27 protein-coding genes are annotated in these 25,050 nt (G+C 67.1%); 15 read left to right on the top strand and 12 right to left on the bottom strand.

Going from position 1 to position 25,050, the window contains the following annotated elements:
* Nucleotides 1–870: a hypothetical protein gene (locus ACO06I_RS09795; RefSeq protein ID WP_421932388.1), complete on the bottom strand. Its 870-nt coding sequence runs from the start codon at nucleotides 868–870 to the stop codon at nucleotides 1–3.
* 880 nt (nucleotides 871–1,750) lie between these two features.
* Between ACO06I_RS09795 and ACO06I_RS09790 the strand changes: the two genes are divergently transcribed.
* Complete coding sequence (locus ACO06I_RS09790; protein ID WP_421932387.1) at nucleotides 1,751–1,984, top strand: type II toxin-antitoxin system Phd/YefM family antitoxin; 234 nt, start codon at nucleotides 1,751–1,753, stop codon at nucleotides 1,982–1,984.
* 21 nt (nucleotides 1,985–2,005) lie between these two features.
* On the opposite strand, the gene ACO06I_RS09785 is transcribed toward ACO06I_RS09790, so the two are convergent.
* Complete coding sequence (locus tag ACO06I_RS09785; protein WP_421932386.1) at nucleotides 2,006–2,131, bottom strand: hypothetical protein; 126 nt, start codon at nucleotides 2,129–2,131, stop codon at nucleotides 2,006–2,008.
* A 425-nt stretch (nucleotides 2,132–2,556) separates the two neighbouring features.
* On the opposite strand from ACO06I_RS09785, the gene ACO06I_RS09780 reads away from it, so the two are divergent.
* Nucleotides 2,557–2,904: a hypothetical protein gene (locus tag ACO06I_RS09780; RefSeq protein WP_421932385.1), complete on the top strand. Its 348-nt coding sequence runs from the start codon at nucleotides 2,557–2,559 to the stop codon at nucleotides 2,902–2,904.
* Nucleotides 2,905–2,907: 3 nt separating this feature from the next.
* Nucleotides 2,908–3,930: a relaxase/mobilization nuclease domain-containing protein gene (locus tag ACO06I_RS09775; RefSeq protein ID WP_421932384.1), complete on the top strand. Its 1,023-nt coding sequence runs from the start codon at nucleotides 2,908–2,910 to the stop codon at nucleotides 3,928–3,930.
* Here ACO06I_RS09775 and ACO06I_RS09770 read toward each other — a convergent pair.
* From ACO06I_RS09770 to ACO06I_RS09745, 6 genes are all read right to left on the bottom strand, one after another.
* Nucleotides 3,927–4,823, bottom strand: coding sequence for a type IV secretory system conjugative DNA transfer family protein (locus ACO06I_RS09770; RefSeq protein WP_421932383.1), 897 nt, complete (start codon nucleotides 4,821–4,823; stop codon nucleotides 3,927–3,929). The genes ACO06I_RS09775 and ACO06I_RS09770 overlap by 4 nt on opposite strands.
* A complete protein-coding gene (locus tag ACO06I_RS09765) occupies nucleotides 4,820–5,446 on the bottom strand; it encodes a lytic transglycosylase domain-containing protein (RefSeq protein WP_421932382.1) in 627 nt (208 codons plus the stop codon). Before ACO06I_RS09765 ends, ACO06I_RS09770 begins: the two co-directional genes overlap by 4 nt.
* Before the next feature lie 159 nt (nucleotides 5,447–5,605).
* Nucleotides 5,606–6,553 (bottom strand): nucleotidyl transferase AbiEii/AbiGii toxin family protein, encoded by a 948-nt coding sequence (locus ACO06I_RS09760; RefSeq protein ID WP_421932381.1) that lies wholly within the window; start codon nucleotides 6,551–6,553, stop codon nucleotides 5,606–5,608.
* The gene (locus tag ACO06I_RS09755) at nucleotides 6,543–7,139 is read right to left on the bottom strand and encodes a hypothetical protein (protein ID WP_421932380.1); all 597 of its coding nucleotides are present in this window, start codon (nucleotides 7,137–7,139) and stop codon (nucleotides 6,543–6,545) included. The genes ACO06I_RS09760 and ACO06I_RS09755 overlap by 11 nt, the downstream gene beginning before the upstream one ends.
* Nucleotides 7,140–7,268: 129 nt before the next feature.
* Entirely contained in the window at nucleotides 7,269–7,517 is a 249-nt protein-coding gene (locus ACO06I_RS09750) for a helix-turn-helix domain-containing protein (protein ID WP_421932379.1), read from the bottom strand.
* A 15-nt stretch (nucleotides 7,518–7,532) separates the two neighbouring features.
* Nucleotides 7,533–8,018 (bottom strand): helix-turn-helix domain-containing protein, encoded by a 486-nt coding sequence (locus ACO06I_RS09745; protein ID WP_421932378.1) that lies wholly within the window; start codon nucleotides 8,016–8,018, stop codon nucleotides 7,533–7,535.
* Nucleotides 8,019–8,273: 255 nt separating this feature from the next.
* On the opposite strand from ACO06I_RS09745, the gene ACO06I_RS09740 reads away from it, so the two are divergent.
* From ACO06I_RS09740 to ACO06I_RS09715, 6 genes are all read left to right on the top strand, one after another.
* Nucleotides 8,274–8,504 (top strand): helix-turn-helix domain-containing protein, encoded by a 231-nt coding sequence (locus ACO06I_RS09740; RefSeq protein ID WP_421932377.1) that lies wholly within the window; start codon nucleotides 8,274–8,276, stop codon nucleotides 8,502–8,504.
* A gap of 102 nt (nucleotides 8,505–8,606) precedes the next feature.
* Nucleotides 8,607–9,053 (top strand): HipA domain-containing protein, encoded by a 447-nt coding sequence (locus ACO06I_RS09735; protein ID WP_421932376.1) that lies wholly within the window; start codon nucleotides 8,607–8,609, stop codon nucleotides 9,051–9,053.
* Between the two features lie 338 nt (nucleotides 9,054–9,391).
* Complete coding sequence (locus ACO06I_RS09730) at nucleotides 9,392–10,033, top strand: GntR family transcriptional regulator (protein ID WP_421932375.1); 642 nt, start codon at nucleotides 9,392–9,394, stop codon at nucleotides 10,031–10,033.
* Between the two features lie 248 nt (nucleotides 10,034–10,281).
* The gene (locus ACO06I_RS09725) at nucleotides 10,282–10,929 is read left to right on the top strand and encodes a lasso peptide biosynthesis B2 protein (protein ID WP_421932374.1); all 648 of its coding nucleotides are present in this window, start codon (nucleotides 10,282–10,284) and stop codon (nucleotides 10,927–10,929) included.
* Between the two features lie 6 nt (nucleotides 10,930–10,935).
* Nucleotides 10,936–12,717, top strand: a complete 1,782-nt coding sequence (locus ACO06I_RS09720) for an asparagine synthase-related protein (protein WP_421932373.1) — start codon at nucleotides 10,936–10,938, stop codon at nucleotides 12,715–12,717.
* Nucleotides 12,718–12,786: 69 nt separating this feature from the next.
* Complete coding sequence (locus ACO06I_RS09715; protein WP_421932372.1) at nucleotides 12,787–13,179, top strand: thermonuclease family protein; 393 nt, start codon at nucleotides 12,787–12,789, stop codon at nucleotides 13,177–13,179.
* Between the two features lie 248 nt (nucleotides 13,180–13,427).
* Here the strand turns inward: ACO06I_RS09715 and ACO06I_RS09710 are convergent, their stop codons facing one another.
* Nucleotides 13,428–15,530 carry an alpha/beta hydrolase family protein gene (locus ACO06I_RS09710; protein ID WP_421932371.1) on the bottom strand — a complete coding sequence of 701 codons (2,103 nt, stop codon included), beginning with the start codon at nucleotides 15,528–15,530 and terminating at the stop codon, nucleotides 13,428–13,430.
* Nucleotides 15,531–15,966: 436 nt separating this feature from the next.
* Between ACO06I_RS09710 and ACO06I_RS09705 the strand changes: the two genes are divergently transcribed.
* Together ACO06I_RS09705 and ACO06I_RS09700 are read left to right on the top strand one after the other, a co-directional pair.
* Nucleotides 15,967–16,260, top strand: a complete 294-nt coding sequence (locus tag ACO06I_RS09705) for a helix-turn-helix transcriptional regulator (RefSeq protein ID WP_421932370.1) — start codon at nucleotides 15,967–15,969, stop codon at nucleotides 16,258–16,260.
* Nucleotides 16,257–17,543: a type II toxin-antitoxin system HipA family toxin gene (locus ACO06I_RS09700; RefSeq protein ID WP_421932369.1), complete on the top strand. Its 1,287-nt coding sequence runs from the start codon at nucleotides 16,257–16,259 to the stop codon at nucleotides 17,541–17,543. Before ACO06I_RS09705 ends, ACO06I_RS09700 begins: the two co-directional genes overlap by 4 nt.
* Nucleotides 17,544–17,634: 91 nt before the next feature.
* Here the strand turns inward: ACO06I_RS09700 and ACO06I_RS09695 are convergent, their stop codons facing one another.
* The 3 genes from ACO06I_RS09695 to ACO06I_RS09685 all read right to left on the bottom strand — a co-directional run bounded on the left by ACO06I_RS09695 (nucleotide 17,635) and on the right by ACO06I_RS09685 (nucleotide 22,310).
* On the bottom strand, nucleotides 17,635–20,646 hold the full coding sequence (locus tag ACO06I_RS09695) for a TonB-dependent receptor plug domain-containing protein (RefSeq protein ID WP_421932368.1): 3,012 nt from the start codon (nucleotides 20,644–20,646) through the stop codon (nucleotides 17,635–17,637).
* A gap of 124 nt (nucleotides 20,647–20,770) precedes the next feature.
* Nucleotides 20,771–21,772, bottom strand: a complete 1,002-nt coding sequence (locus ACO06I_RS09690; protein ID WP_421932367.1) for a FecR family protein — start codon at nucleotides 21,770–21,772, stop codon at nucleotides 20,771–20,773.
* Nucleotides 21,773–21,788: 16 nt separating this feature from the next.
* Nucleotides 21,789–22,310: an RNA polymerase sigma factor gene (locus ACO06I_RS09685; protein WP_421932366.1), complete on the bottom strand. Its 522-nt coding sequence runs from the start codon at nucleotides 22,308–22,310 to the stop codon at nucleotides 21,789–21,791.
* Between the two features lie 112 nt (nucleotides 22,311–22,422).
* Here ACO06I_RS09685 and ACO06I_RS09680 point away from each other — a divergent pair, with 112 nt between their 5' ends.
* The 4 genes from ACO06I_RS09680 (at nucleotide 22,423) to ACO06I_RS09665 (ending at nucleotide 24,847) form a co-directional block, all read left to right on the top strand.
* A complete protein-coding gene (locus ACO06I_RS09680; protein WP_421932365.1) occupies nucleotides 22,423–22,629 on the top strand; it encodes a helix-turn-helix domain-containing protein in 207 nt (68 codons plus the stop codon).
* Between the two features lie 92 nt (nucleotides 22,630–22,721).
* Nucleotides 22,722–23,039: a helix-turn-helix domain-containing protein gene (locus tag ACO06I_RS09675; protein WP_421932364.1), complete on the top strand. Its 318-nt coding sequence runs from the start codon at nucleotides 22,722–22,724 to the stop codon at nucleotides 23,037–23,039.
* Between the two features lie 154 nt (nucleotides 23,040–23,193).
* Entirely contained in the window at nucleotides 23,194–23,655 is a 462-nt protein-coding gene (locus tag ACO06I_RS09670; RefSeq protein ID WP_421932363.1) for a hypothetical protein, read from the top strand.
* 469 nt (nucleotides 23,656–24,124) lie between these two features.
* Nucleotides 24,125–24,847, top strand: a complete 723-nt coding sequence (locus ACO06I_RS09665; protein WP_421933614.1) for a SapC family protein — start codon at nucleotides 24,125–24,127, stop codon at nucleotides 24,845–24,847.
* Nucleotides 24,848–25,050: the final 203 nt, after the last annotated feature.

Genomic DNA, 25,050 nt, shown 5'->3' with positions numbered 1-25,050 from the left:
TCACATCTGCACGTCCATCACGACTTCGGTGGCAAGTCGCTCGCTTCCGTCCCTGTAGGAAACCTCGAAGCGATTGATGCCGCGAACGAAGTGCTTTGCGAGCACCTTGGCGCTGACCTCCGCAACGCCGGTTGCTTCGCCGTCCTTGGAGGTCACGTCCTTCACCGCCAGCGAAATCAGCTCGATCGGCTTGCCGTTCACGTTGTCGATGACCAGCGGCGCGGGGAGTTGGCCGTCCTTGGACACCTTGATGCGGAAGGTGTCGTGCTTGGGCTGCTGAATGAAGTCGTCCATCATGAACTCGGCCGAGAGGCCGTTCGCCATCCCTCGAAGGTCCACCTTCATCGGCGCTGACACGTTGGAGGCGCCCGCGAGCCTGAGGTCGTTCACAGTGGAGACGTCGAATACCGTCCCAGGCGGGAGCTCGGCGTTGCCGCCTGGAACAAAGAGCGCAGGCCAGAAGAGGAGCAGACCGACAGTCCAGACCACGGCCTTGCGGCCGGAGCCTTCCTTATTGTAGCCGCCCGACAGCATTAGCGATTGGCCGTCGACCGACCGGGTTTCGACGCCTCCGACCGACACCTTTCCTTCGGTGCCGCCCATGTTTCGGCGCGAGACCTTGTCGATGCGGCATGTGGCGGGCGTCCCGCCCTTCACAAACACCACACCGCCACTCTCGACGTCCCGCCACACCCGACAACGAACGATCGAGCCGACGTCGCTGCCGCCGCGCGCGCTGGACACGTTCTCGTCGAGCGCCAGGTACATCCGAGTGCCGGCTTCCAACGTTGGCGCCTCGGCGGCCGCTGCTGGAAGGCCAAGTTGAACCGCGAACAGCAGCGAAAGTGCCGTCGAACCGAAACGCTTCATGACTCCCCCCGGCGACGCCGAATCCACGTTTCAGGACCTGAGATGGTGGCGTCCAATGTGGGAAAAGTGCGCTGACGCTGGCGGCGAGTCCAGCCGGATTGAGCCCTAGGATTGCATCTGTCCTGCGGTCGAGCGCTCTGATTGTGGATCTTCGACCTGCCGCAAGACCGCCAAGTCATCCAGACCGATCCACGGTTGGGCTCGACCTCGAACCACGCCTCCTCACCCTCGAACTCGGGCGCATGGTCGGGGTCGAAGACCTGGGTCGGGTTCCGCTTACTGCCGTTGACGGTCATGAAACAGAGCGTCGGCCCGCCTTCATGGACGTGGGTTCTGACCCGGCGGATCTTCCGGATCACCGTCCGGCCGGCGGGGGACGGAGACCTCGCTCTGGAGGCTCAAGCCCGTCAGCGGTTCCTGCAGTGGCCAGCGCGGGTCCAAGGCGATTCTATTCCAGGGGTGCTGGCCGGCGCTTCTTGCCCTCCGAACCAGGCGGATTGTCCGGCCCGATCGAAAGATCGCCGCGCCCGAAGGCGATAAAGCTGGTCGTTTCCTGCCAGCGGCGACAACATCGGGCGTCGATCTGGACCGTTCGGGAATGGGGACGACGTCTAGCGGATCCTAGGGGGCTGCGCGGTTGAGCGCACGGGCGACGGTTCGGGTCCTGGCCGGCATCTGCGTGGCCCTGGCCTTGATGTGTCTGGGGCTGGCGGCGGCTTATGTCCGTAAGGCCGAGCAGCTGCGGTGCTATGCCGATGCGGTCGAACTCGGTCTCAGCCCGCCACGAAATTGCGAGCCTGCTCACTAGACGGCGTTTGGCGGCGCCGGGAGCGATCTGCGAGGTCTGGCCTGCTCGGTTTTCCCACCGCTGGAGGCGCTGATGGACGTGCTCAAAATCTCCGATCTGGGGGCGAACCTAGAGGCGGTGATGGATCGCGTGGTCGCCGACCACACGGCGGTCCTCATCACGCGTGGGCAGGGCGAGGCCGTCGTGATGCTGTCGCTCGCCGACTGGAACGCCCTCGAGTCGACCCGTCACCTCTTGGCGCACCCGACAAACGCGCGACGTCTCGCCGAAGCCCTCCGGCAGCTGGGGAAGGCGCGCGCGCCGTGAGATCCCGTGCAGGCTGACACCCTAGCGCCCGGTGATCAACGCCATGACCGCCGCGCCGATGAGCAGCAGAACGAGCACGATCGGAATGGAGATAACGCCTCGGCCCGTCGCGTGGGCCTCGAGCCAGCCGCCAACCTTCAGGGACACGGAGTCGGGCGCCGTCGGGCGCGGAAGCTGAGATTTGGACATAGCTCATCCTACCAGCAGGTCCGCAAATGCGCATTCAAAACTGTATATTTCATACAGGCCATGCGACCGCGTTTGACGTCGCCATTCGACCGGTCTCACTACCTGGATTTTCTAGGTAGGTTTGCGTGTCGCATCGGCTGGCCATAGGGGCTCAACTGGCCTTGAAGCCTTGATGCGCAATGTCTCATGCAAGCTCCTGCAGGTCGCAAATTTCGAGCTGCCGGCCCCTGGCTTGGCCGCGCGACTCCAGAACCCGTCTCGGCCCCCGGTGCGCTCGGCCTGCTGTCCCATGAGCGGGAGGGCTTGCTGTGAGCCGGCCTGGGTCGCAGGTCGGCGAGGGGCCTCGACGCTCCCCCAGCGCCCAACGCGGTCAGGCCTGGCCCGTGCGCGTCTCGGTGCAGATCGGCGATGAGCTTGCCCCGGCCCTTGAGGCCGAAGCCAAGGCGATGGACATGAAGCCCTCAAGATGGATCGAGGCGCTGCTTCGCCGCCGCGTGCTTGGCCGTCCAGTCCTGCGGCGGCAGGACGAACTGGCCTTTATCGAAGTCCAGGTCGAGCTGCGCGCGATCGGCGTGAGGGTCAGCCAGGTGTTGTGGGATCTTGAGCGGACGCCAGGGCCATCGGCGGAGCGACAGCTGGAGCAGCTCAGCGAGCTGCGCGCGGAGATCCGTCGTCACCTGGCAAGGTTGCGCGCGGCCTTCGAGGGCGACCTGGCCTATTGGGAAACCTAGTTCGTGAGCTCGTTCCAATCCCCATCGGGGTTCGAAGACCTCTGGCGGCCTCTCGACAAGCCCAACCGCAGAACCCCTGAGCCGATATTGTCGGGACCCGGCGGCGCAAACCTGTCGATGGCGCGATTGGCCCGCCTGGCCGCAGGCGCGCGGGAGGTGGTGGCGAGCATCACCGGGGCCGCCCACAACCGCCGCGCCCTGAAGGGTCAGCTGGACTACATAAGCCGCAGGGGCGAGTTGGCCATGGAAGACCAGGATGGCGCTCACCTGCGCGGGCGTGCGGCGATCAGCGACCTGCTCGACGACTGGTTGGCCATGGCGCGGGCTGACAGTCATCAGGCGGCGAATGCACCGCTCAGCCGAGCCCTTGTCTTCTCGATGCCGCCTGGCTCCGATCCGCAAGCCGTGGCCGCAGCCAGTCGAGACGCGGCGTACGAACGATTTGGCGGCCGGTTCGATTTCGTCTGGGTTCGGCACGACGACACCGCCCATCCGCACGTGCACATGATCGTGCGCGCCCAGGGGCGCCATTGCGTCAGATTCACACCCGACCGCACCGATCTGCGTGATCTGCGCGAAGCCTTCGCGGCGGCCCTGCGAGCGCGCGGAGTGCTCGCCGAGGCGACGCCCCGCTGGCTGCGCGGCGTCACCCGCAAGGCCGAAAGGCCGGCCCTACGGAAGATGCGCGAACAGTTCGAGCGCGGCGAGGGATCGGCGCCCCGAACCTTGCAGGCGGCCTATCTGGAGGCGGCCGAGGCGGCCTTCGGGGCGGGCGGGCCTCTGCGGCCTTGGGAGGTGCGGATCGCAGAGCGGCAAGGTCAGGTGCGCGCGTTCTATCGCCAGCAGGCCCAGTTGCTTGAGCGCGCAGCTGACCCGCAGGCGCGCCACCTTGCGGCGAGCCTGAAGGCCTTTATCCACGCCATGCCTGAGCCCGACACCCGCAGGCTGGCCCTGGCGCGCCACCAGCGCGGGCTGAATGAGGCGCTGCTCGACCGCGATGGGCCCGCGCGCGAGCGCAGCCGCTAGGTCTTGGACGAAGGTCCCCGATCAGCCTGATCTCGTTCGCTGCGCCCCTGGCGCATCACCGCCTCGGTCCATCGCCGCAGCGCCTCGGCGGTGACCTCGCCGGGGCGCAAGGGCTGAAGGTCGGTGTGCGCCAGGGGCGTGAGCCGAAGATCAGCATAGCGGTCAGGGGCGGACGGACCCGGCGGTGGCGCCGGTGGTGGGCCTGCGCCGCGGTTTGCGACGCCGGGGTGGATGGGCGGAACGGGCGCAGGCGTGATGCGCCGGCGGAACACCGGCTCGCGCCAATAGGTGATCTTGGTCCCACGCACGGGTGGCATGTTGGCCCGCAGGACGAGCAGCTGGTGCGGCGGCAACTGCATGAGTTCCTGCGGGAGCATCAGGGCGCGGCGCTGGTCGGATTCGGTCATGCTGCGATGTCCGCGCGCCAGGCCCGCGGGTCGGCTGCGAGAGCGGCCGGCATAGGTGTAGAAGCCCAGGCGCTCGGAGAGGTCCTGGGCGACGCGAAGCTCCTTGAACCCGAAGGCGATCTCCACGCCGCAGTTGCTGGTGATGTCCTGGGCCAGGTCTGGCCCATATTCTGCGCGAAGTTGGGCGGGGCTTTGCAGGACCGGCAGCAGCCGCAGGCCATAGCCCGCGACATAGGAAAACCCCCTGGCGATGACCTCGGCGTGACCGAGGCGGGCAAATTCGTCGAGCACCACCAAAACCTTGATCCTGTGGCGTTCCCCGCTGGGACGTTCGCGCGTGCTCAGGTCGATGAGCTGGTGGATGAAGGAGCCGATATTGCCGCCGACCGAGGAGGTCTGGGCGAGGGCCGGGCTTGCGAGGCCGGCGAGGCCCAGCCCCAGGATCAGCAAGGCCGCAGGCCGCGGTCGGGCGAAGCGTGATGTCATCGGGAGTCTCCCGCAGATTTGGAGCCAGGCCCGGCCAGGCGGATGAGCAAGCCGCCGGAAGCCGGCGCGCGGGCGAACACATCCCAGGCCGGGGCGGGGGCCTCAGGTTCAGGCGCGGACGCCAAGGTTTGAGGTGGCGTCAGAGGGGCGGGCGCCAGGGCCGGGACGGCGGCGGCGACCTTGGCGACATAGCCATTGCTAAGGCCCCGGGTGGGATGGCCGGTGTTGTACCGCGACAGGGCCGCGCGCAGAGCGGCCTGGCCGGCGGGTTGTTCGGCGAGCGCGGCGGCATAGTTGGCCTGGAGCAACCGGGCGGCGGCGGCCAGGTTGCGGCAGGGATCGAAGGCCTGATCGATGGTGACGCCGAGGGCGGCCAGGTTGCGGCTGTTAAGTTGGGCCAGACCCAGATCGATGCTACGCCCGACGCCGATCAGGGCGCGCGCCGTGGCGGCGGCTTCACCGGCCGTGCGTGGGCGAGGCGTGAGGTTGGGCGCGCCATTGACGCCGATGGCCAGCGGATCGAACCCGCTTTCCACCTGGACGATGGCCAGCAGGGTCTGGGGCGCCACCTGGGGCGCGCAGGCCGTGGCCAGGGCCAGGGAGATGGGCAGCGACAGGAGCATTTGGGCGACCCTCGCAGGCGCAGCCAAACGCTGCGCTGTCACGAGGGGCATGCTGCGCCCGCGGCCTGGGCCGCGACATACGCAAGCCTACGTGGTTCTGCCGCGTAAGCTTACGCGGTCCTGATGGTCGCGGCCTGAAGGCGGCGATGGTCCGCTGAATCAGAGCTTGGGCGCCCACTTGGCGATTTCGGCCAGGATGTCGTCGAAGGCGGGCTGACCGCGGAAATAGAGCGCGCTCGAGGCGGCATAGGCCTTCAGCAGCGAGGCCCGGGTCGCGGGGTCGCTGAGCACGAAGGCCTCGTTCTCGGCGATGACCGCATTGTCGGCTTTCGGAAACCGCTTGGCCTTGTGGTCGAGGTAACCCTTCGTGCCGACAAACGCCTGGACGGTCGGATCCTGAAGCAGGGAATAGACATCGTCGTAGTGGCGCATGAAGTTGGGCGGGAAGGCGCCGGTCTCCTGCTGCTGGCGGAACTTGGTGGAGATCGCCTGCAGCTTTTCGACCAGCGTATGGCCTGGGTGGTAGCAGGCGACGCCCAGGGCGCGGTTGTCGATGACCTCGAGCCGGCTGGCGGCGAAGTCATAGGCCCACGAGCCGATATCGCGGGCTTCGTTCGGCGCGACATCGTCGAAGCCGACTTCAAGCAGCACGCCGTCCTTCAGGCCTTCGACCGATCCATTGATGCTGGCGTAGGTCAGGCGGATGCCGGCGCTGCGATATTGGCGAGGGTCGTCGAAGGCCGTGTCGCGCTCGACTGAGGTGATGCCGTCGATGACGAGGGTCTGCGCCAGTCGATCGTAGAAATCCTTGCGGCCTTGGACGTGGGCCGGCTTGTCATGGTTGCGGCCGGTCATCACCGGCGGATCGGCCGGCGGCTCGATGCGGATGTCGATGTCTTCCGAGAATCGGCTGATCAGTCCGTAGCCCTTGGACAGAGATGTGCCACCCTTCAGCTCGAAGGTCAGGCCTAGGCGCTGCAGGCCGTAAAGGCTCTGCATGATCCAGTAGTCCTTCTCGACCAGGGCCGGCGTGACGCCCTGCTCCTCGGCGACGATCCGGATCAGATCGGCGAACTGACGATGGTTGTGGAGGAAGTCACGCGGCATCCTGGGTTCCGACCTCCGCCAGAGCGCGGGCGAAGAACTTCTTGGCCCGCTCGGAGCCGTAGGACAGCGCGGCCTTTTTCACGCGCGCCCGGTCACTGGCGGCCAGGCGCACCTTGACGCGCTCGAGCACGTCTTCGGCGCTCTCGCCCAGCTGATCGAGGTTGTTGACCAGGTCGACCATCAGAAACTCAGCCGTGAGCTTCTTCGGGAAGGCGGGCTTCATCCGAAAATCGTACGTGCGGCCGCCGAACGCGAATTTGCCGTGACGCTTGTGGTTATAGACCACGGTCTTGTTGTGCAGCTGGGTCGTGCCGACCCCAAGCGCATTGTAGGCGTTGGGCGAGGCCAGCAGGAACGGACCGCCGTTAAGGAAGGTCGACACCAGGATGTCGTCCTCTGGCGGCGCCTTCCCAAACACCGTCTGTTTGGGCGCGTAGTAGAGGCCGCCGGCCAGCTTGGTCAGCACGCCGGCCTGCACCGCCTCCTTGAGGTGACGATCGACGGCCGTCGACCATTGGGCCAGCTCCGCCCGGCGATAGGTCTGCCCGGGTCGAAGCTTGGCCTTGAATTGGTCGAACTTGCTCATGGCTCCAATCTAGGTCTCCGCAGTCGTTTTGCAAGGAATGTCATTAAAAATCCATGCAAATCTGGAAAGGTTTATGCGTCTAGGTGTTGGCGCTCGTTGTTGGAAAGGGAGGCGCCTGCGCCTGCAGCGCTAGCGTTGTGGCGCCAACAGGCCCAACTCCCGCGCGCGCAGGACAGCTTGGAAGCGGGTGCGGACGCCCAGGTGGAGGCAGGCCTGGCGCAGGTGGCCCTCGACAGTGCGGCCCGAGATTCCCAGGATCACCCCGATGTCGTTGGCGCTCTTGCCCTCCTGGACCCAGTAAAGGCAGAGAAGCTGGCGGCGGCTGACCCGTGGCCAGGTCTGCGGCGCAAAGCCCAGATATTCGGCGTGTTGGCTCATGGACGCCTCTCGTCGTCAGGCGGGGTTTGGTCGGGTGGGTGGGACGTCGGGCTCCGCCGACTCCTGGCGGAAAGTCTCGGCGGCGGCGCGGCGATTGCGGGCGGCGGCCGCCAAGCTCTCCATCGCCGCATCGAAGGCCCGGAAGCAGTCGCGCGCGGTGAGCAGCGCCAAGTCTTCGCCCAGCTCGGCGTTGAGTTTCACCAACGCGCTCTTGAACACATAGAACAGCTTGGAATCGGCGCACCGCACGGCGATTTCATCGGCGCTTGTGATCACCGAGGTGAGGATCGCCAGCGCGTCGCTGTCCGTCGCGTCAGCGAAGGCCAGGATGCGATCGAGCCGGATGCGGCCGGTTCCGGCGTCCAGGTACTCATAGGTGCGCTTGCACACGCCCATGCGCTTGGCGATCTCTGTGGGGGACAGGCCGCGCAATCCTCGAACGCCACGCAGCGCCCGTGACAGAACCGCCCCTGGTGAGCTGTCGATGTCAGGAGACTTCATACTTGAACTGAAACCCTTCGCTCAATCCTGAGATGTTTGGTCTTCAGGATATTACGTCAGGGTTGTTCAACTGTGCGTTGCCGCCACCGTTCCACCAATTTCAGTCGCAAGGTCGGGTGCTCCGCAAGTTCTTTGCGGAAGCGGTCGCACAGCCGTCGCGAAGACCTCGTGGGGGTGACGTTCTTCCCGCTCGGTAAGATTGGCTTGAAAGCGACGGGGGGATTCGTCCTTTCTTACCGCTCGGGAAGATTTCAGATGATCAGCACCTCTCAGGAATTCGGACTTCGCCTGACCCGTGCGCGTAGGGCGCTCGGGATCACGCAACGCGATCTTGCTCTGGCGATCGGCGTCGGCGAGCGGTTCATTGTCGATCTTGAGCGCGGCAAGCCGACGGCCCAGCTCGACAAGGCGCTCGCCGCGGCGAAGGCGGCGGGGATGCGTCTGGTGGATGCCGCAGATAGCGAAACCAACGGGCCGGCGTCGTGAGCCTGCCAGTCGTCCACGACGAGACCTTGGTCGCCACCATTGAGGCCGACAACGGCGCGCTCAGGCTCCGCTATGAGGAGGTTTGGCGGGCGGATCTTCAATGTGGCGGTCGGCGACGTTGATAGTCATGCCAAGAACTATTCCATCCTGCTGAGCCCTGGCCGGGCGGAGTTGGCCCTGCTCTACGATCTGATGTCCGGCCTCGATTGGCCCAACATCACGCCCAACCACGCCCAGGACATCGGCGGCCAGCAGCGGGGCAGCCATATCTATGGCCGCCACTGGCGTCGCATGGCCCAGGAGGCCGGCCTGGCTGGCCCGGCCACGGCGCGCCGCGTCGTCCGTGGGGCCGAGCGCGTGCTGACCGAGCTGCCTGGTGCGGTGGAGGAGGTGGCCGCCATGCCGGCGGGCGGAGCAGGTCTGGCTCGGTTCGCAGCCGCCATCGCCGAGCGCGCGGCCCTTGTCCGCGATCACGCCGCGATCGGCGGCCCGCCAGAGCCCGACGCCGAGCCGGTGGCCGTCTTCGCCGCCCATTACGACGGCGAGTAAGGGGGGGAGCCACAGCGCCGCTCACCGGAAGCCTGCGGTCCCCAGGCCAGAGCGCTGCGCCGCCATGACCCGTGGCGGCTTCGCCGCAGTAAGAATCCGCATCCCGGGCGAGCGGCGCCGGGACACCTAAGCGCAAACCCCAGCCAAGTGGGGCGCAGCCCAAACGCCTGCCGAGGGATCTGGGCGGCGCCTCGCCGTTCGCAACTCTCTTGCGGCTCAGGGTGCTATTTCCGAGATATATCCTGAACCGTCGATGCCGAACGGTTGGCGCCCGTCAGCGCTCCGACTAGTTCGGCCACGTCGCTATCTGTGTCCGCGGCGTGACAAACGGTTCGACCTTGAGTTTAAAGCCCGACCCCATTGGCCTGGCGCTTCGTCATCTTCGTGAGGGCCTGATCCAGGGCGCCTATGCGCCCGGCCAGGCCCTGCCGATTGGCGCCGTGGCCCAAGCTCTGGGGCTGAGCCCGACCCCGGTGCGCGAAGCCTTGGCGCGGCTGGCTGGCGAAGGGTTGGTCGCGCCGCGAGACGGCGGCGGTTATCGCGTCTGGCCACCCGATGCGGTGGAGCTGGCCGACCTCTATGAGGCTCACCTCAGCGCCATTCTCGCCAGCCTGCGGATCCAGTTAAAGGCCCCTGGTCGGGTCAGGGCTTGGCGCGGCGGCGAGGGGAGCCTCCCGCTTGGCGACGGTGTCGCCGATCAGGTTGAGGCGGTCTTCCGGCGGATGGTCGCCGCCTGTGGCAACCGACATATCGTGGCCTGGCAGCAGAACCTGGCCGACCGCCTGGCGCCGGCTCGCCGCGTGGAGCCGATGGTGTTTCCCGACGTCGATGATGAAGCGTCCCTTCTGCTCGAAGGCCTCCTCCACGCCCCAAGCCTCATGGTTTGCGGAGAGCTTGTCTCCGCCTTCCATGGTCGCCGGCGGGCCGCGGCCGAGGCCCTTGCGCGCGCCCAACGCGACCAGCATTCACTCGCAATATAGGTGCGATATAGATTGTGCACGGCCAGCGCGAGTTCTCAGATCGCCGTGTCGCCACTTGCGGCGACAGATGAGGAGCATCCCATGTCCATCTTCAAGCTCATCACCCTGGGCCGCGCCAAGGCGCTCACCCAAGGCGAGATCGAAGGCAACAAGGTCGAAGACGACGCCCTGCGTTACTTCGGCTGAACGCCCTGGCGCCGGCGAAAGCCGGCGCCAGCTTCGCCCTGTGTGGCTCCTGGAGACTTCCAATGATGACGCCGCTCGCGCCTTCGGCGCATGGCGCCGCCGTCGGCGCAGACCTGGTGTTCCTGGACGTCGCGCGCGACACCTATGCCTGCTTGGCCGGCGCGGCGGCTGCGGGCCGATTGAGTGAAGATCGGTCGCAGATCGATTTGACCGATCCTGGCCTGGCCCTGGTGCTGCAGGAGGCGGGTTTGACAGGCCAGGCGCCTGTCGCCCGCACCCTGTCGCCCCGGGCCACGCGGGCTTTGGGTCGCGCGGCAGGACCTGTCGCGGTCCTGGACATTCTGGGCGGCTTGACGCTCACCTGGGCTCGGGCCTCGTCGCGCCGCTATCGGCGGCCGTTCGCCGAACTCATCGGCTGGGCCCAGGCGCGTCCGGCCCCGCTTGATCCCGCCGCCGAGCCCAGCGAGACGGCGCTCGCCGTCATCGCGCGTTTTCAACGGCGCTGGCCCTGGGCGGTCGGGCGCGGGCAGTGTCTGCATCGCGCCTTCCTGCTCCTGACCCTGCTGCGCGCGGCCGGTTGTGATGCGGCCTGGGTGTTTGGTGTCCGCACCTATCCGTTCGAGGCTCATTGTTGGCTGCAGATCGGGGCGACGGTGCTCGACGACCCCCTAGCGCGACTGGCGGCCTACGAGCCGCTGATGACGGCGTGATCGTCCATGTCCGACTATCTGGTCATCTGGGGGGATCTGGGTCAGGCGCCGGCTCAAGCTGTGCTGGATCGTCTGGAGGCCGAGGTCGTGGGTCACGGGGGTTGGCGGTGGGCGATGCGCGCCCCCGATTTCGCCCTGCTGACGCCGATCGCGCGGCCACCAAGGCTACATCACCTGGCCGACAGTCGTGGCCTGATCATCGGTGACCTGTGGGCCACCGGCCGAGATGAGGCCCCCGACCTTGATGGTCTGCTGAGCCGGTCGGCCGGCGCTTCGACGGCCGCACGCGCGCTCTGCGCCGGCGCCTGGGGTCGATATGTCGCCATCCTCACCGACACCGAAGCCCCAGCGATCTTTCGCGATTCCTCGGGCGGCCTTGAAGCCCTGACCTGGCGCTGTGGCGCCCTGACGATGATCGCCTCCCGACTGACCCCAGAGATCCTCGATGCCGTGGGGCCACCCCTTGCGCTCGATTGGGGCAGGATCGCCGGGTATCTGGCCTCGCCGTCCAGCGTCAGCGGACCCTTGGCCTTGCGGGGCGTGAACGCCATCGAACCTGGGGAGCTTGTCGCTCTGGGCGGCCAGACGCGTACGCCGATCTGGGCCCCGGCCATGTTCGTCGGCGCTCCTGTGGAACCCGCGACCCTCGCCCAGAGTCGATTGGTTCGCCATGTCGACCGAGCGCTGAGGTGCATGACCCGGGACCGCGGCCCGGTCCTGGCCGAGGTGTCCGGGGGCCTGGACTCCGCCATCGTCGCCTCAGCCCTGGCCCGACTGGAAGAGGTCGAGGTCGTGCAGTGGCTGAACTACTACGGGGCTGGCGCCGAGAGTGACGAGCGCGTCTTCGCAAAGTCCATCGGTGATCTCTATGGCCTGGAGATCACCTGTGTCGCCAAACCCAGCCGGCCGATCGACCTCGAGGGACTGGCCGCCAACGCCGGTGGCGTGCGGCCCTCGTTGATGGGCCTGGACTATCTGCGCGACCAGGATGTGGCGCAGCGCTGCGTTCAGCTGGGCGCCAAGGCCATCGTCACCGGTCAGGGCGGCGATGCGGTCTTCCTGCAGCGGCTGACGCCGCTCGCCCTGGCCGACCAGATGCGACGCGAAGGTCGCCTTGCTCTGCGGGCAGGCGCGGTGAGAGCCTTGGCCGACTGGACGGGGAGCTCAGCCTGGTCGGTCCTGCGTCAGGCTCTTGGCGGAACCGCCAAGGCCCGCCCCGCGCGGGCGCCCTCCGGGCCCGCTTTCCTGACCCGGGAGGCTCGCGCGGTGGAGGTTCCGCCCCATCCGTGGCTGTGTGACCTGGACGGGGTGGCGCCCGGCAAACGCCAGCAGATCGAGCGGCTGGTTCAGTCGCAACTGGTGACCGGCGATTGTCAGCGGGCGCGCGACGCCGACCTGTTGCATCCTCTGCTCGCCCAGCCCCTGGTCGAGTATAGTCTGGGTCTTCCGACCGATGTCCTGACCCAGCTGCAACGCGATCGCGCCCTGGCGCGACAGGCCTTTTCCAGGCGCCTGCCAGACGCCGTGGTTCAGCGTCGTTCCAAGGGTGACATGACTGGCCACTATGGGCGCTGGGTCGCCGCCAGCCTTCCCTTCCTGCGGTCATTTCTGCTGGAGGGCCGGCTGGCGGCGCAGGGGATCATCGACCGAGAGAGGCTCGAGGCCTTGCTGACCGCTGAGCAGCTGGCCTGGGGCGCGGACTATGTCTCAATCCTGTTTGCCGCAGTGCTCGAGGCGTGGGCTCAGAGGTGGGAGGCGAGGATCCGGAGCCAAGTCGCGCCGCGCTAAGCTTGATTGTTCATGCAACGCCAATTGCGCCCAGCCGATGCTGCGGACCATCCGAAGGAATTTCGATCCATGCTCCGCGCACTCGCACTCGCCGTCATCATGTTCACACCGGCTGTTGCGCAGGCTGATCCCTGCCGCGCCCCGCTCCCCTCGCCAGGCGCGAACTTCTTCGGGCCGGTGCGATACGTCGGAGATGGAGACAGCCTCTGTCTCGGGCCGTCGGCCAATCCGGCGAGCTGGATCGAGGTGCGACTGGAGGACTTCTACGCGCCTGAGCTTCATGCGAACGGCGGCGCTGAGGCCAAGGCGACCCTGGAAAAGCTGACCCGGGGCCGCAGCCTGGCCTGCCGGGCGGGGCGGCGGTCCTACGACCGGGTGGTCGCTCGCTGCACCTTGGACGGGATTCCAGTCGGCGATCTCATGCGACGCCGGGGCGTCGCCGAGGGTGGCCGCGGTCGCTGAAGGTGTCGACGAAAGCCGGCGTTCGATTGGGTTTGCGGTCCGAGCGCTGGGCGTCGTTCAGCAGAGTGGCGAGCGCCGGGACGACTTGAGCCAGGACAGATGGCTTGGTGCGCTCGTCGGCACGTCCTTCGACGGCCACGGGTCAGCGCTGTCACCGCTTAGAGGTCGCCAACATCGCCGAGGTGGCAGCTCATCATGAGGCCCGCGGACGGGCTCCAGACCTGGCGAGCGGGCGGGTGGAAAAGGCATCAGCCCGCAGGGCCTGGCGGGGGCGGCGCTGAAGCGCGCAGAGCCCTGTCGCCGCACCGAGGCGCGCGGGGCGTGCACCCGCCCCCGAGCCACTGCTCAAACCAGTCCAGGCTGGCCTCCATCGCCGCCAATATGGTCCGCGGCCTATGCAGGATGTGGGTCTCGCCGGGATAGACAATGAGCTTGGTCGGAATCTTGGCCTCCCTCAGGGCCTGGTCAAGTTCGAGGGCCGTGGCCGCCGTGCGGCCGGTGAACATCTGCAGCAGGGGGCCGGAGAACTGGTCGGCGCGGGCCGAAGGGGAGAAGGCGCGATAGGCCGGGGCATATTTCGCATCGAACGGGGAGCCTCCGAACAGGCCCCGATAAAGTTCGCGCACCATGCCGCCGCGGAAGAAGCCGCCAGCACTGAAGAAGGCGGTGTCGGCATTGATGCCGGCGGCGAAGACCTTTGACTGGCTGAGCGCCAAAGTGGTGACAATGCCGCCGCGGCTGTAGCCGGCGATGCCCACGCGGGCGGGGTCCGCCAGACCGCGCGCCACCACGTCGGCGACGGCCGCCTCCAGGGTGGCCACGGCGTCCAGGCCCATGCCCGCTTGCATCCGGGCGGGATCGACATCGCTGCTGGCCGCGCCATAGGCGTCGGAGACGGTCAGGTCCTTGGTGGACTCATTGACCGACAGCACGACGTAGCCGCGTTCAGCCAGCACCTGCAGTGGAAAGGCCCACTGGAAGGTCTCGGCGGCGAACAGGTTCTTGGCGTCGCTGGCGTGGGTGATGACGACCGCGGGATAACGCCGGCCGGGTTGATAGTCGCGCGGATAGGTGACGTAGCCGGAATTGGTGGAGCCGAAACGATTGGTCCAGGTCGCCGGCTCGCTGCGCAAGGGCTTGATGGCGTCATAGCGAGCATTGGGGCGGACAAGGACGCTCACCGCGCCGGTGGTGGGCGAAACGCTCACCAACTCTGGCGCCTGGGTCAGGCTTTCACGGCTGCAGACCCCGATCCGCAGGTCGGCATCAAAGGCGCAGGGGTGAAGACTGTCAGGGATCGCTTGGAGGGGGGTGGGCGCCGGGTAGGACGCCAGGCCAAACCGATCGGGCAGGCGGATCCCGTAGAGGGTCTGGTTGGCCGTGCGCCAGGCCCCCAGAGCTCCACCCAGCGCGCTATAGGCCACGGGGCCGAGGTTGGATCTGCGGCCGGGTGTCACCTCCATGAGGTCGTGCCCGTCGCCGTCCGTTCGCGCCAGGCGCAGTTCGCCCTGCGCGGTGGGCGCGCTCGCCAGGGCGCCGATGGCGGCCTGGACGGGCAGGGCGTGGGCGCTGCGGCTTGCGGTGTCGTAGCGCCAGAGACCTTGGGTGGGCTTGCCCGACGGCGACAGCCCATCCAGGCGGTAGATCAGGTTGGCTCCGCGCCAGGAGACCTTTCCCCCCTGGAAGGCCGTCGAGGCGCTTGTGCGGTCGCCGAGGGCCTCGGCCACCAGGACGTCCTCGCGCGCCCCGACATTCCGGATCCTCAGCTCGACGGCTTCGGCGGGCGGTTCGGCATAGAAGTCGGTGGGGGTGGTCTGGCTGTCGACATAGGTCAGGCCCTGGCTGCGCCAGGCCTGCTGCGCCGCCGGTGAGCGCGGCCGCAAGCTGGCGTACCAGAGGGCGTCGCCTGTCTGGTTCCACCCGTAGGCCAGGACGCCGGTCAGCCGGGCCGGCTCGCTGGCGCTGGGCGCCAGGCTGTCGGCGCCGCCGGCGCGTAGCGGCCGGTGAATCACCCGCGCTCTGCGTCGGCCATGGTCATCGACGTCGTAGACCTGCACGCCTTGGCCAAAGTCGCCGCGGAGGCTCCAGACGGGGCGCCCCGGCCTGGCCTGCAGATCCGCCAGGAAGGCGCTCTCGGTCACTTTCCGCGCGCCGCCGGCGAAGCGTCCGACATAGAGACCGTAGCGGCTCGCGTCGGCGGCGACGGACGGTTGTTTCAGGATGAAGGCGTAGCGAGCGCCATCGGCGCTGATGGCGACGCTGGTGATGCGCGTCACCTCGATGATGTCGGCCATCGTCCAGGCGCGCTCGGCGGGTGGGCCCACCTGCGGCGCGCCGAGCTTGGCCGACAAGGCAGGCGCCGCGACTGCCCACGACGCCTTCAGCGTCAACAGGGCGCCAAGCCAGGCGGCCCCAATCCTAGACCTGCGATGGTGAGATGCCGACTGCACGTGAAGGTCCCCCGCCGTCAAGGGAGAAGCCCCTTGGCCTCGTCATGACGGCCGGAGGTAGAGACGTTTCAGGTCGCAGTTGACCCTGGCGGCGGGCTCTCGATGTCGCGGTGGAGCCGGGGGGGCGCCGAGGCGGTCCCACCAGTTCAAACCCACCCCCGGGGCGAACAACCTGACGGGGCTGCCCCCCCGAGCCTGATCGAGCGGGTGATGGGGACGTGGCGCCGCGTCTGATGTCAACTATCTAAGACATTTCGGGATGTATACGATCGTTGACATCGCGATTTGTCTACGATAGTAGACATCTTATCATGTAAACGATCGCGGACAATTGGCGATGCTGATCACCACACATCGTGACATCGGCGCGGCGATCCGAGAACGCCGCAAGCTGCTGGGTCTCGATCAAGCCGAACTCGCCAGCCGGGTTGGCGTCAGTCGTCAATGGTTGATCCAGGTTGAGAACGGAAAGGCCGGGGCGGGTATCGGTCTGCTGCTGCGGCTGCTGAACGCTCTTGATCTGAAATTCACCCTCGACACCGGCAAAGCCACGACCAGCGAGACTACGCTCAGTCAGCATGACCCGAGCGCGGTCCTGGATCGCGTGCGTAAGGGCGGCAAGCCGTCATGAGCCGCCTCGCTGTGCTGATGAACGGCGTGGAAGCTGGAAGGCTTGACCACGAGCGTGGACGGCTGACCCTGACCTATGCCGATGCGTGGCGAAGCCGGGACGACGCCGTGCCCGTGTCCCTGTCGATGCCGCTGGCGGCGGCGACCCATTCAGGCGCCGCCGTTGGCGCCTTCCTATGGGGTCTGTTGCCCGACAGCGAGCAGATCATCCAAGACTGGTCGAAGCGGTTTCAGGTCAGTGCGCGTCATCCCTTTGGCCTGATCGGCGCCGTTGGCGAGGACTGTGCCGGCGCGGTTCAGTTTGTCTTGCCAGACCGGTTGGACGCGGTAACGGGCGGCGAGCGGGACGGGGTGATATGGCTTAGCGATGCGGAGGTCGCCGAGCGGCTGGCTGGCCTGCGCACCAACAAGGGCGCGTGGCGCCGCCTCGGAGATCAAGGCCAGTTCAGCCTTGCAGGCGCCCAACCCAAGATCGCCCTTATCCGCCAAGATGGCCGTTGGGGCATTCCGTCCGGCCGCATCCCGACCACCCACATCTTGAAGCCGCCCTCGGCCGACGTCGAAGCGCAGGCCGAGAACGAGCACTTCTGCCTTTCGGTCCTGCGCCAGTTCGACCTTCCGGTCGCCGCATCGCGGGTTCAGGTGTTTGGGGACGAGGTGGCGATCGTCGTCGAACGCTACGACCGGTTCGAGGGGCCAACCGGCATTGGCCGTATCCACCAAGAGGACTTCTGTCAGGCCCTCGGGGTCATGCCAGACAACAAATATCAGAACCAAGGCGGGCCAAGTCTGAAGGATTTGATTGGCCTTGTTCGGGAGGTGTCCGTCAGCCCCCGAGAGGACATCAACACCCTCGTCGACGCCTCGATCTTCAACTGGATCATTGGCGGGTCGGACGCGCACGCCAAGAACTTTTCGCTGCTGCTGGGCGCCGCGGGCCGTCACCGTCTGGCGCCGATCTATGACGTGGCCAGCGTCTTGCCCTACGGTCCACAGATTCAGTTTGAGGACATCAAGCTGGCGATGAAGATCGGCGGCGAATATCGGCTGCGTGACATCGGCCTCAAACACTGGCGCCGCTTCGCCGCGGAAAGCCGCCTCGATTTTGAACCCGTAAGAAGCCGGATCAGCATGATGACCGCCATGCTGCCGGATCTGGCTGCGACCGTTCGCGATCAAATCGCCGGTGAGGGTGGCGCCCATCCGCTCAATGAAAAGCTGGCCAGCGTCTTCGCCGACCGGGCCAGATGGGTCGAAGGTGAACTCGACCGGGCGGAGGCATGATCGTCTGTTAGCTGTCTGCTGACCGACAATTCCGCCCTCCCGAACCGGAGCCGAGGTGGGGACCCAACCCTGGCTCGGGAGGCGCGGACGCCTACCAGCGCTTGGTAAGCTGCAGGGAGACGACCCGACCCATGGCGTCGGCGTTGGCCGCGTCATAGCCGATGCCCTGGGGAGCGTCGTAGAAAGGCGGGTCGGCGTCGAAGATGTTCTGGACGCTGGCGCTCAACATCAGACCCGCCAACGGCCCGCTGGGGGTCTGCGGGCTCCAGCGCAGCTGCAGATCGGCCGTCGTCCAGCTGTCGACGCCCACGCCATTGGGGGCCTCTTCATTGCTGAGGTAGTTCACCGCCAGGGTCGCGCCGAAGGCGCCGTGGCGCCAGCCGCCGCTGGCGCGGGCGCGCAGGCGGGCCGGATTGCCGGCGACGCCCTGCAGGTCCCGCGCCTGCGAGGTGGGCGTGATCTGGCGCGAATACGCGAAGAGGTAGGAGGCGTTGGCGGCCAGATCGAAGTGGTCGTCGTCGCGCTCGAAGGTCAGGCCGCCATTGAGGTCGAGGCCCCGCACGCGGACCTGGGCGGTGTTGACGAAGCGGGCGTCGAGCACCGCGCCAAAGGCTGAGGGCGGGAAGGAGCCGCCAGCCGTATAGCTGGGATCGCTGATCAGGGCGTTGATGCGGGCGAGATCTTCGGGCCGGCTGGGATCAAGCCGGGTGACGAAGGCGCTCAAGGTGGGATCGTTGAGCGCACCGGCCAGGTTTGCGAGCACGGGCTGGCCGATCCGGCCCTCGAACCGGGTTTCAAACAGCGTCGCCCCAAGGGTCAAGCCGGGGATCGAGGCTGGCGCGTAGTCGGCGCCGGCCGTCCAGGAGGTCGCCGTCTCGGGCTTGAGGTCCCTGTTGCCGCCCGTCTGTATCAGGGTGAGGATCCGGGCGGCGCCCTGGTTGAGGAAGGTCGGTCCCACCCCATAGGCCTCGTTGACCTCGGTGAGGGAGGGGGCGCGGAACGAGGTTCCGTAGGTGGCGCGTAGACGCAGGTCTGGGATTGGCCGCCAGATGACGCCCAGCTTGGGATTGGTGGTGTCGCCCACATCGTCATAGCGCTCGAGGCGGGCAGCCAGCGAAAGCTCCAGGCGCGGCGACCCGTCGGCCTCGGCCGGACCGATCAGCGGCGCGCGAAGCTCGGCGAACAGAGCGCTGACCGTGCGCTTGGCGTCCGGCGTCACCAGGGTGAGCGGCGTGGCGGTGGAGCGGAAGGTGACGATGTGCTGCTCGAAGCTCTCGCGCCGCGCATTTGCGCCCACGGCCAGCTTCACCTGACCGCCGGGCAGCGAGAAGAGATCGCCATCAGCCTGGGCGCTGAGCGTGGTCACGCGGTTGCGGAATTCCGGGGCGGTGAAGCCCGACCCCACGAAGTCCAGCAGGGCGCGGGAATTGGCGCCGCCGGCCCCGAAGGGGTTGAAGTAGCCGTCCTTGGCGGTCGAGAAGGCGGTGGCGGGATTGTCGGCGACGGCGCCGACCGCCTCGCGCAGCAGCAGGCTGTTGATCACATTGCGGGTGCGGGTCTGGCTGTGCTCCTGGGCCAGCGCCCCATAGACATCCGCCTGCCAGGAGCCAGCCAGGCCGATGTCCGCGCCGGCCGAGGCGCCGAAGCTCTCAGCCTTGCCGCCGCCGACGCTCGGGCCAAGCTCGTCGAAGAAGGAATAGCCGATGATGGTGCTCGCCGCGCCGGTCGGCGAGACGAAGTAGGGATTGGCGGGCGTGACGGTGATGTTGCTGGTGGACGGGGCGCCGTGGAACGAGAACTCACGGCGGCTGAAGCGGGCGTCGAAGGCGAGTTCGACCCGCTCCCCCAGGCTCTGGCTGAGGCTGGCGTAGAGGCCTTGGCGGGTCTGCTCAGGGGCCAGGTCCATGCCGGCGTTGGGGTTGGCCAGGTTGACCTGGCCGGCCAGGAAGCTGGAGGGCGTCAGGCCCACGCCGTTCTGGCCCGGCGGAATCGCAAAGCGAGGCTGGAAGGCGCCGTTGGTGAGCACCAGGACATTGCCCGGATGGGCCAGGAAGTTGCGGTGGTCGGTCCCCCCGAACCCGCGCAGATCGGCGGTGGCGGTATAGGGTCGCGCCGAATAGGGTAGGGCCTCGCGGTGCTCGTATTCGTAGGAGAGCAGGGCGCTGCCGCTGGACCAGACGGTCCCGAAGGTCTGGCCGAACTGGAACGCGCCCGCGCCGCCGTCGGCGCCGCCCACCCGAAGCCTGCTCTCGGCGCCGTCGAAGTCGCGCCGCAGGATGATGTTGACCACCCCGCCGACGGCGTCGGAGCCATAGAGGGCCGAGGCGCCGTCGAGCAGCACATCGACGCGGGCGATGGCGGCGGTTGGTACAGCCGAGACATCGGAGAAGTCGCCCCGCGAGCCGGTGCCGGCCATGCGGCGGCCATTGATCAGCACCAGGGTGGCGTCGCTGCCGAGGCCTCGCAAATTGACCCCCGTGGAGAGCGCGCCGTTGGTGCCCAGGCTGTCGGTGGCGGTGATGGTGCTGGTGGGGGTGCTGACCCCGCCAAAGGCCTGGGGCAGGGCGCCCAGGGCCTCGGCCACGGTGGCGTAGCCTGAGCGGTCGATCGCTTCGCGGCTGAGCTCCACGATCGGCGAGGCGCCCTGTCCAGTCCCGCGGATATGGCTGCCGGTGACCACCACCTCGTCGAGCAGGGCCGGCGCGGCCGGCGTCTCGACCGCGATCTGTGGGGCGGGCTCCAGGCTCGCAACCTGGCGGGGTCCGGCCCCCTCCGCCCGAGTGGTGGCGGCGCGTTCGGTGAGGACAAAGACGTTGGGGCGGCTGCGGCGAACGACGATGTCGCTGCCGGCGAGCAGGCGGGCGAGCGCCGCCTCGGCGGTGAAGGTCCCCTGTAGCGACGGCGCGGTGCGGCCGCGCACGAGCTTAGAGTCATAGAGCAGCTGCAGCCGCGACTGGGCGCCGAAGGCGATCAGGGCCTGGTCGAGGCCGCCGCCTGGAATGTCGAAGGCGATCTGGGGCGCCTGAGCCAGGGCGGCAACCGGGGTGGCGGTGAGCGCCAGCAGCAGGCTGGAGGTGACAAAGGACGGGCGACGACGACGCATGGACGACACGATGGGTTCCCCTCTAGTCCGCCGCTGTCGCCTTGCGTGGCGACTGTTCGGTCGGATCAGGGGAAAAGACGCGCCAGGCGCGAAACCTCCCTGGCGCGGATTGCAGAATTCTCTCCTAGCCTGGCTTGGGGCTCTGCAGGCGCAAGGTTCCGTTCCACTGACGTTGCGGTGTCAGGCCATGCAGGTCCTTCACCGCGGCGAGGAAGGCATCTGTATCGCCGGCGTCGAAGACGCCGCTGACCTGCGCGGCCGCGATCGGCCCGGGCTCGAGTTCCAGCTTGCGGTCGCTATAACGATTGATCTCGGCGACGGCCTGGCTCAGCGGCACGCTCCGGAACACGATACGTCCTTGGGTCCAGCTGGTGGCGGCCTCGACATCTGCTGAGCGCTTGACTGGGCCTTTGGACCCTGAGGTCAGCTCTTCACCGGCCTGCAAACGCACGGGCGACGCTGGCGACACGCCCTCCTTGCGCACCTCCACCACGCCTTGCACGAGGACCACCCGCACCTGATCGCGATCGCGGCGCACATCGAAGCGGGTGCCGATGGCGCGCACCTCCGTGTCGCCGGCCTCCACCAGGAAGGGGCGGGTGGTGTCATGGGCGACGCTGAAGAAGGCCTGGCCGCGTTCGAGCTCAATGCGCCGCGCCTGGCCGCTGAACCGGACCCGGAGCTGCGTCTGGGTGTCGAGCCGCACCTGGCTTCCGTCCGCCAGCTGCACGACACGCTGTTCGCCAGTGCCGGTCGCGTAGGCCGGGCCCCGCCAGAGCGGCTGGCTGCCCAGAGCCACGGCGATAAGCGCAAGGCCGCCAAGTCCCGTCCAGATGACCCGCGCCGGCGGCAGGCGCAGGGCCGAGACGGGTTTGGCAGGCGGAGGCTCGCGGCGTTGGCTCGCGGCCTCGGCCGCGGCCTCGATCTCCGGATCCCCGCCTAGGCGTTCGGCCGTGTGCCAGACCTTCTCCACCTTGTCGTAGGCGGCGCGGTTGATCGGATCCTGTCGCCAGGCGTCGAAATCTGTGAGGTCTCGGTTGGTGACCGATTGCGCGCCAAGGCGCGCAAACCAGTCAGCCGCTTGGCTCGCCGCGCGGGCGTGGTCGTCGGTCGTTGACTCGTCCATGGCGTGTACTTTCGCCTTAGTCGGAGTCCCGCAACAGCTTGGCGCAATGGGCCAGCGCCCGGGACATCCGCCACTCTACGGTTTTGATAGACAATCCAGAGTGGAGCGAAATCTCGTCGTAAGTCAAACCTCGGAAGCGGCTGAGGATGAAGATTTCCCGATCGGCGGCGGGCAGGGAGAGCACGATCTGCTTCAACAGCAGAGCCTCGGCTTGGTCGGCGGGAGACAGGTGCAGGTAGGCTGCGCGGGAGGCCTGGGAGGCGTGGCGATCTCGCACGATGGTCCGCCGAAGCTGGTCGCGGGCAATGTTTATAGCGACCCGCAGCAGCAGAGCCCGTGGGCTGCGGACCTCGGTTTGGCCTGCGACCCGCAGGTAGGTCTCCTGCACGATGTCCTCGGCGCCCTGCATCTTGAAGCGGTCGCGCAGGGTCCGCGAAAGCCACTCGGCCTCCCGCAAGAAACTTGCGGTGAAGGGGGCTTCGCCACCCGCTGGGACGGATGGGTTGGTCGTTGAAATCGATCGAGCTGAAGGTTTCATGGCGTGTTTCGCCTCTCGCACTCTGAAAAGCGCCGACGTCGAACCCACATCGAGGCGCCAACTTTACTCATAGTCTATTCCGTGGCCAAGTCGTCATCGCCGAAGTCGCAGGATGGATCTGCGGGCGGTGGTCGGCCGAAATGTGAAGCGCCTGCGTGAAGCGCAGGGCTTGCCGCAGGACGAGCTCGCTCATCGCGCCGGGATCCACGTGACCTACCTGTCCGGCGTAGAGAACGGTCATCGCAACATCACCCTTAATGTCCTGGAGCGGATTGCTGGCGCGCTGGGGGTGACCGAGGCGGAGCTCGTTCGGCGCTGATCGCGTGCTGCTGGCGTCTAATTCTCATTCTCGCACACATTGGGATCCTTCAGACGCATCGGCTTGATCGACCAACCGACCGAAAACCCAATATGGGATATCCGAATTCGGGTTTTAAGGGAAGAGCCGAAACGCAGTTTTCCGGCTTGCCAATGTCTCGATCGGTCTTCACCGACGCCTACGCAGTGCTTACCGACGCTCTAGTAGAGGCGCGCGGCACAGCGGGACTGACGCAATTGGAGCTTGCAGGAAAGATCGGCAGACCTCAGTCGTTCGTCTCGAAGTTCGAACGAGGAGAACGTCGTATAGATCTGATTGAATTCTGCGCTATTGCGCGGGCATTGTCTCAAGATCCCGTAGCGTTATTCAGCCGCATAGTTAGAAAAATTCCCGATATCCGCGAGGTATGACCGCAGTACTTGGGCGGGATTTGGGTAGCACTTAGTCCGAGCTGCCTACGCCAGCGGCAAGGCGGCTCTATACCTCCCATCGCGGGTAAGAGAGGCGGGAACCACTTCTTGTGCTGGGTGTTCCCGCCATGGCGAGTGCGCCATGGAGCTCGAAATGATCAAGTTCGTTCTGACTGCCGCAGCCGCAGCCCTTATCGCGATGCCTGCCTCTGCGCAGATCACGGTGTCGCCGGGAACCGGCGCTGCTTCCACCACCGGGGCAGGATCATCGCCAGGCGGCGTCGCCGCGCCCTCGGCGCCAGTAAGCTCGTCCGTGTCGGGCGTTGGGGCGACCAGCCCGCTCACCGAAATGTCGGCGTCGGGAACACAGGCGGCCGGCGACAATGCGGCGGTCGTGCGAATCCCCGTGTTGAAGGTCGGACAGGTCGTGAATGATCGCGACGGCGTTTCGCTTGGTACGATCGAGCGAATCTATACGGTCCGGGGCAAGAAGCGACTCGCCCTGCGCTCCGAAAATCGCACCGCGTGGATTCTCGGTTCGACGGTGTTGTCCACATCGACCGCCGGACTCGTCACCACCAAGAGCCGAGCTGAAGTTTACGGTCGCGGTCACTGATCCGAGCGGAGCTGGGGCTTGCCGCGCCCCGGCGCGGCGCCCGCCCTGTTAGTTGCCTCAGCTTCTACAGGTCCGGTGTCGGCTTCAGTGACGGCGCCGGTCAGGCGGGTCAGCGCGGACTGGGGCCGTGGTTCAGGTGAGGCGCAGCCTCGGGCCTCGCATAACCGATATCTTAGCCTATCGCGGCGTCATAGGCGGACGTCCTCAGCGGGTCGTGTTACATCCCGCGGGCATTGATCGAGCAATCAAGTTGCTAGGCATCGCCTGAAGTCGCGTCGGGGTTCCATCCCGGTTCCCCTACCACGCCTGAGGAGGCCTGCCAGACGCCCGCGACATGCGCGTTGGCAACCGTTGTTACTCATGTTGTGGAGTCGGGGTGGCGCAACTCCTTAAGCCATGATTAAAGAAGTGATCGTCCGCGGCCTGAGGCTTGCAGACGGAATGGCTTGGGGGAGCTGTTCGTTTCGTGATGAGACCACTTTTCTATCAGAATCCGGTCGCGCTTCACCCGGCCGCGCATGGCGCGGCGGGGCTGGTCGATGCGTTGGACTATGGCTTCGCCCGCAAGACCAACGCCATTCCCATCAGCCTGTCGGAGATCCCGCTGGCGGCTCTGTCCTATCCCATCGCCTTCACCACCGAGGGCGGGGCGCGGCCGGTGGCGGTGGTGGGGCTGCGTGACGACGAGAACCTGTTCGTCGGCGCCGACGGGGCCTGGCTGTCCGGCGCCTATGTGCCGGCCTATGTGCGGCGCTACCCCTTCATCCTGGCCGAGTACGGGGAGGGGGATGAGCTGGGGGTCCAGCTCTGCATCGAGAACGACCCGGAGATCCTGGTGCCGGGTGGCGGCCAGCCGCTGTTCGCCGACGGCGAGCCCTCGCGGCTGGTGAAATCGGCCTTCGACTTCTGCAAGTCCGTCCGCGCCGCAGACCTGGCCACCGCACCGTTCGTCGAGGCCCTGGTGGCCTGCGGCGTCTTGGAGTGTCGGGCGGCGACGATCCAGCTGCCCACCGGCGGCGACCTCAAGATGGCCGGCTTCGCCACCATCGACGAGGCCCGCCTGCGCGGCCTGCCCGACGAAGCCTTCCTGCTCCTGCGCCGCCAGGGGTGGATGAACGCCATCTACGCCCAGATGCACTCCACGCTAAACTGGGCCAAGCTTGGCGACATGCTGGTCAGCAACGACCGCTGAACTGCGCGAACGTAGTGCAGTCGATCTGCCCGGCTTGTGGAGCTCAAGCTCAGCCGGAAGGTCGCGTCCCAGAAACTCCCTAGCGTCCGGCATGAAGGGCCCCGCGACCGTTCGTCGCGTCGTCGTTCCCTAGGCGTTCTGGAATCTGCAAGCACGCCGATCGCGAAGATCGAGGCGGCGCTTGGCTTTGCGGGGTGACTCGA

Origin of the sequence: Phenylobacterium sp., from assembly GCF_965229015.1 — a bacterium.
Classification (GTDB): Bacteria; Pseudomonadota; Alphaproteobacteria; order Caulobacterales; family Caulobacteraceae; genus Phenylobacterium.
This window is presented reverse-complemented; position numbering and strand designations above follow the sequence as displayed.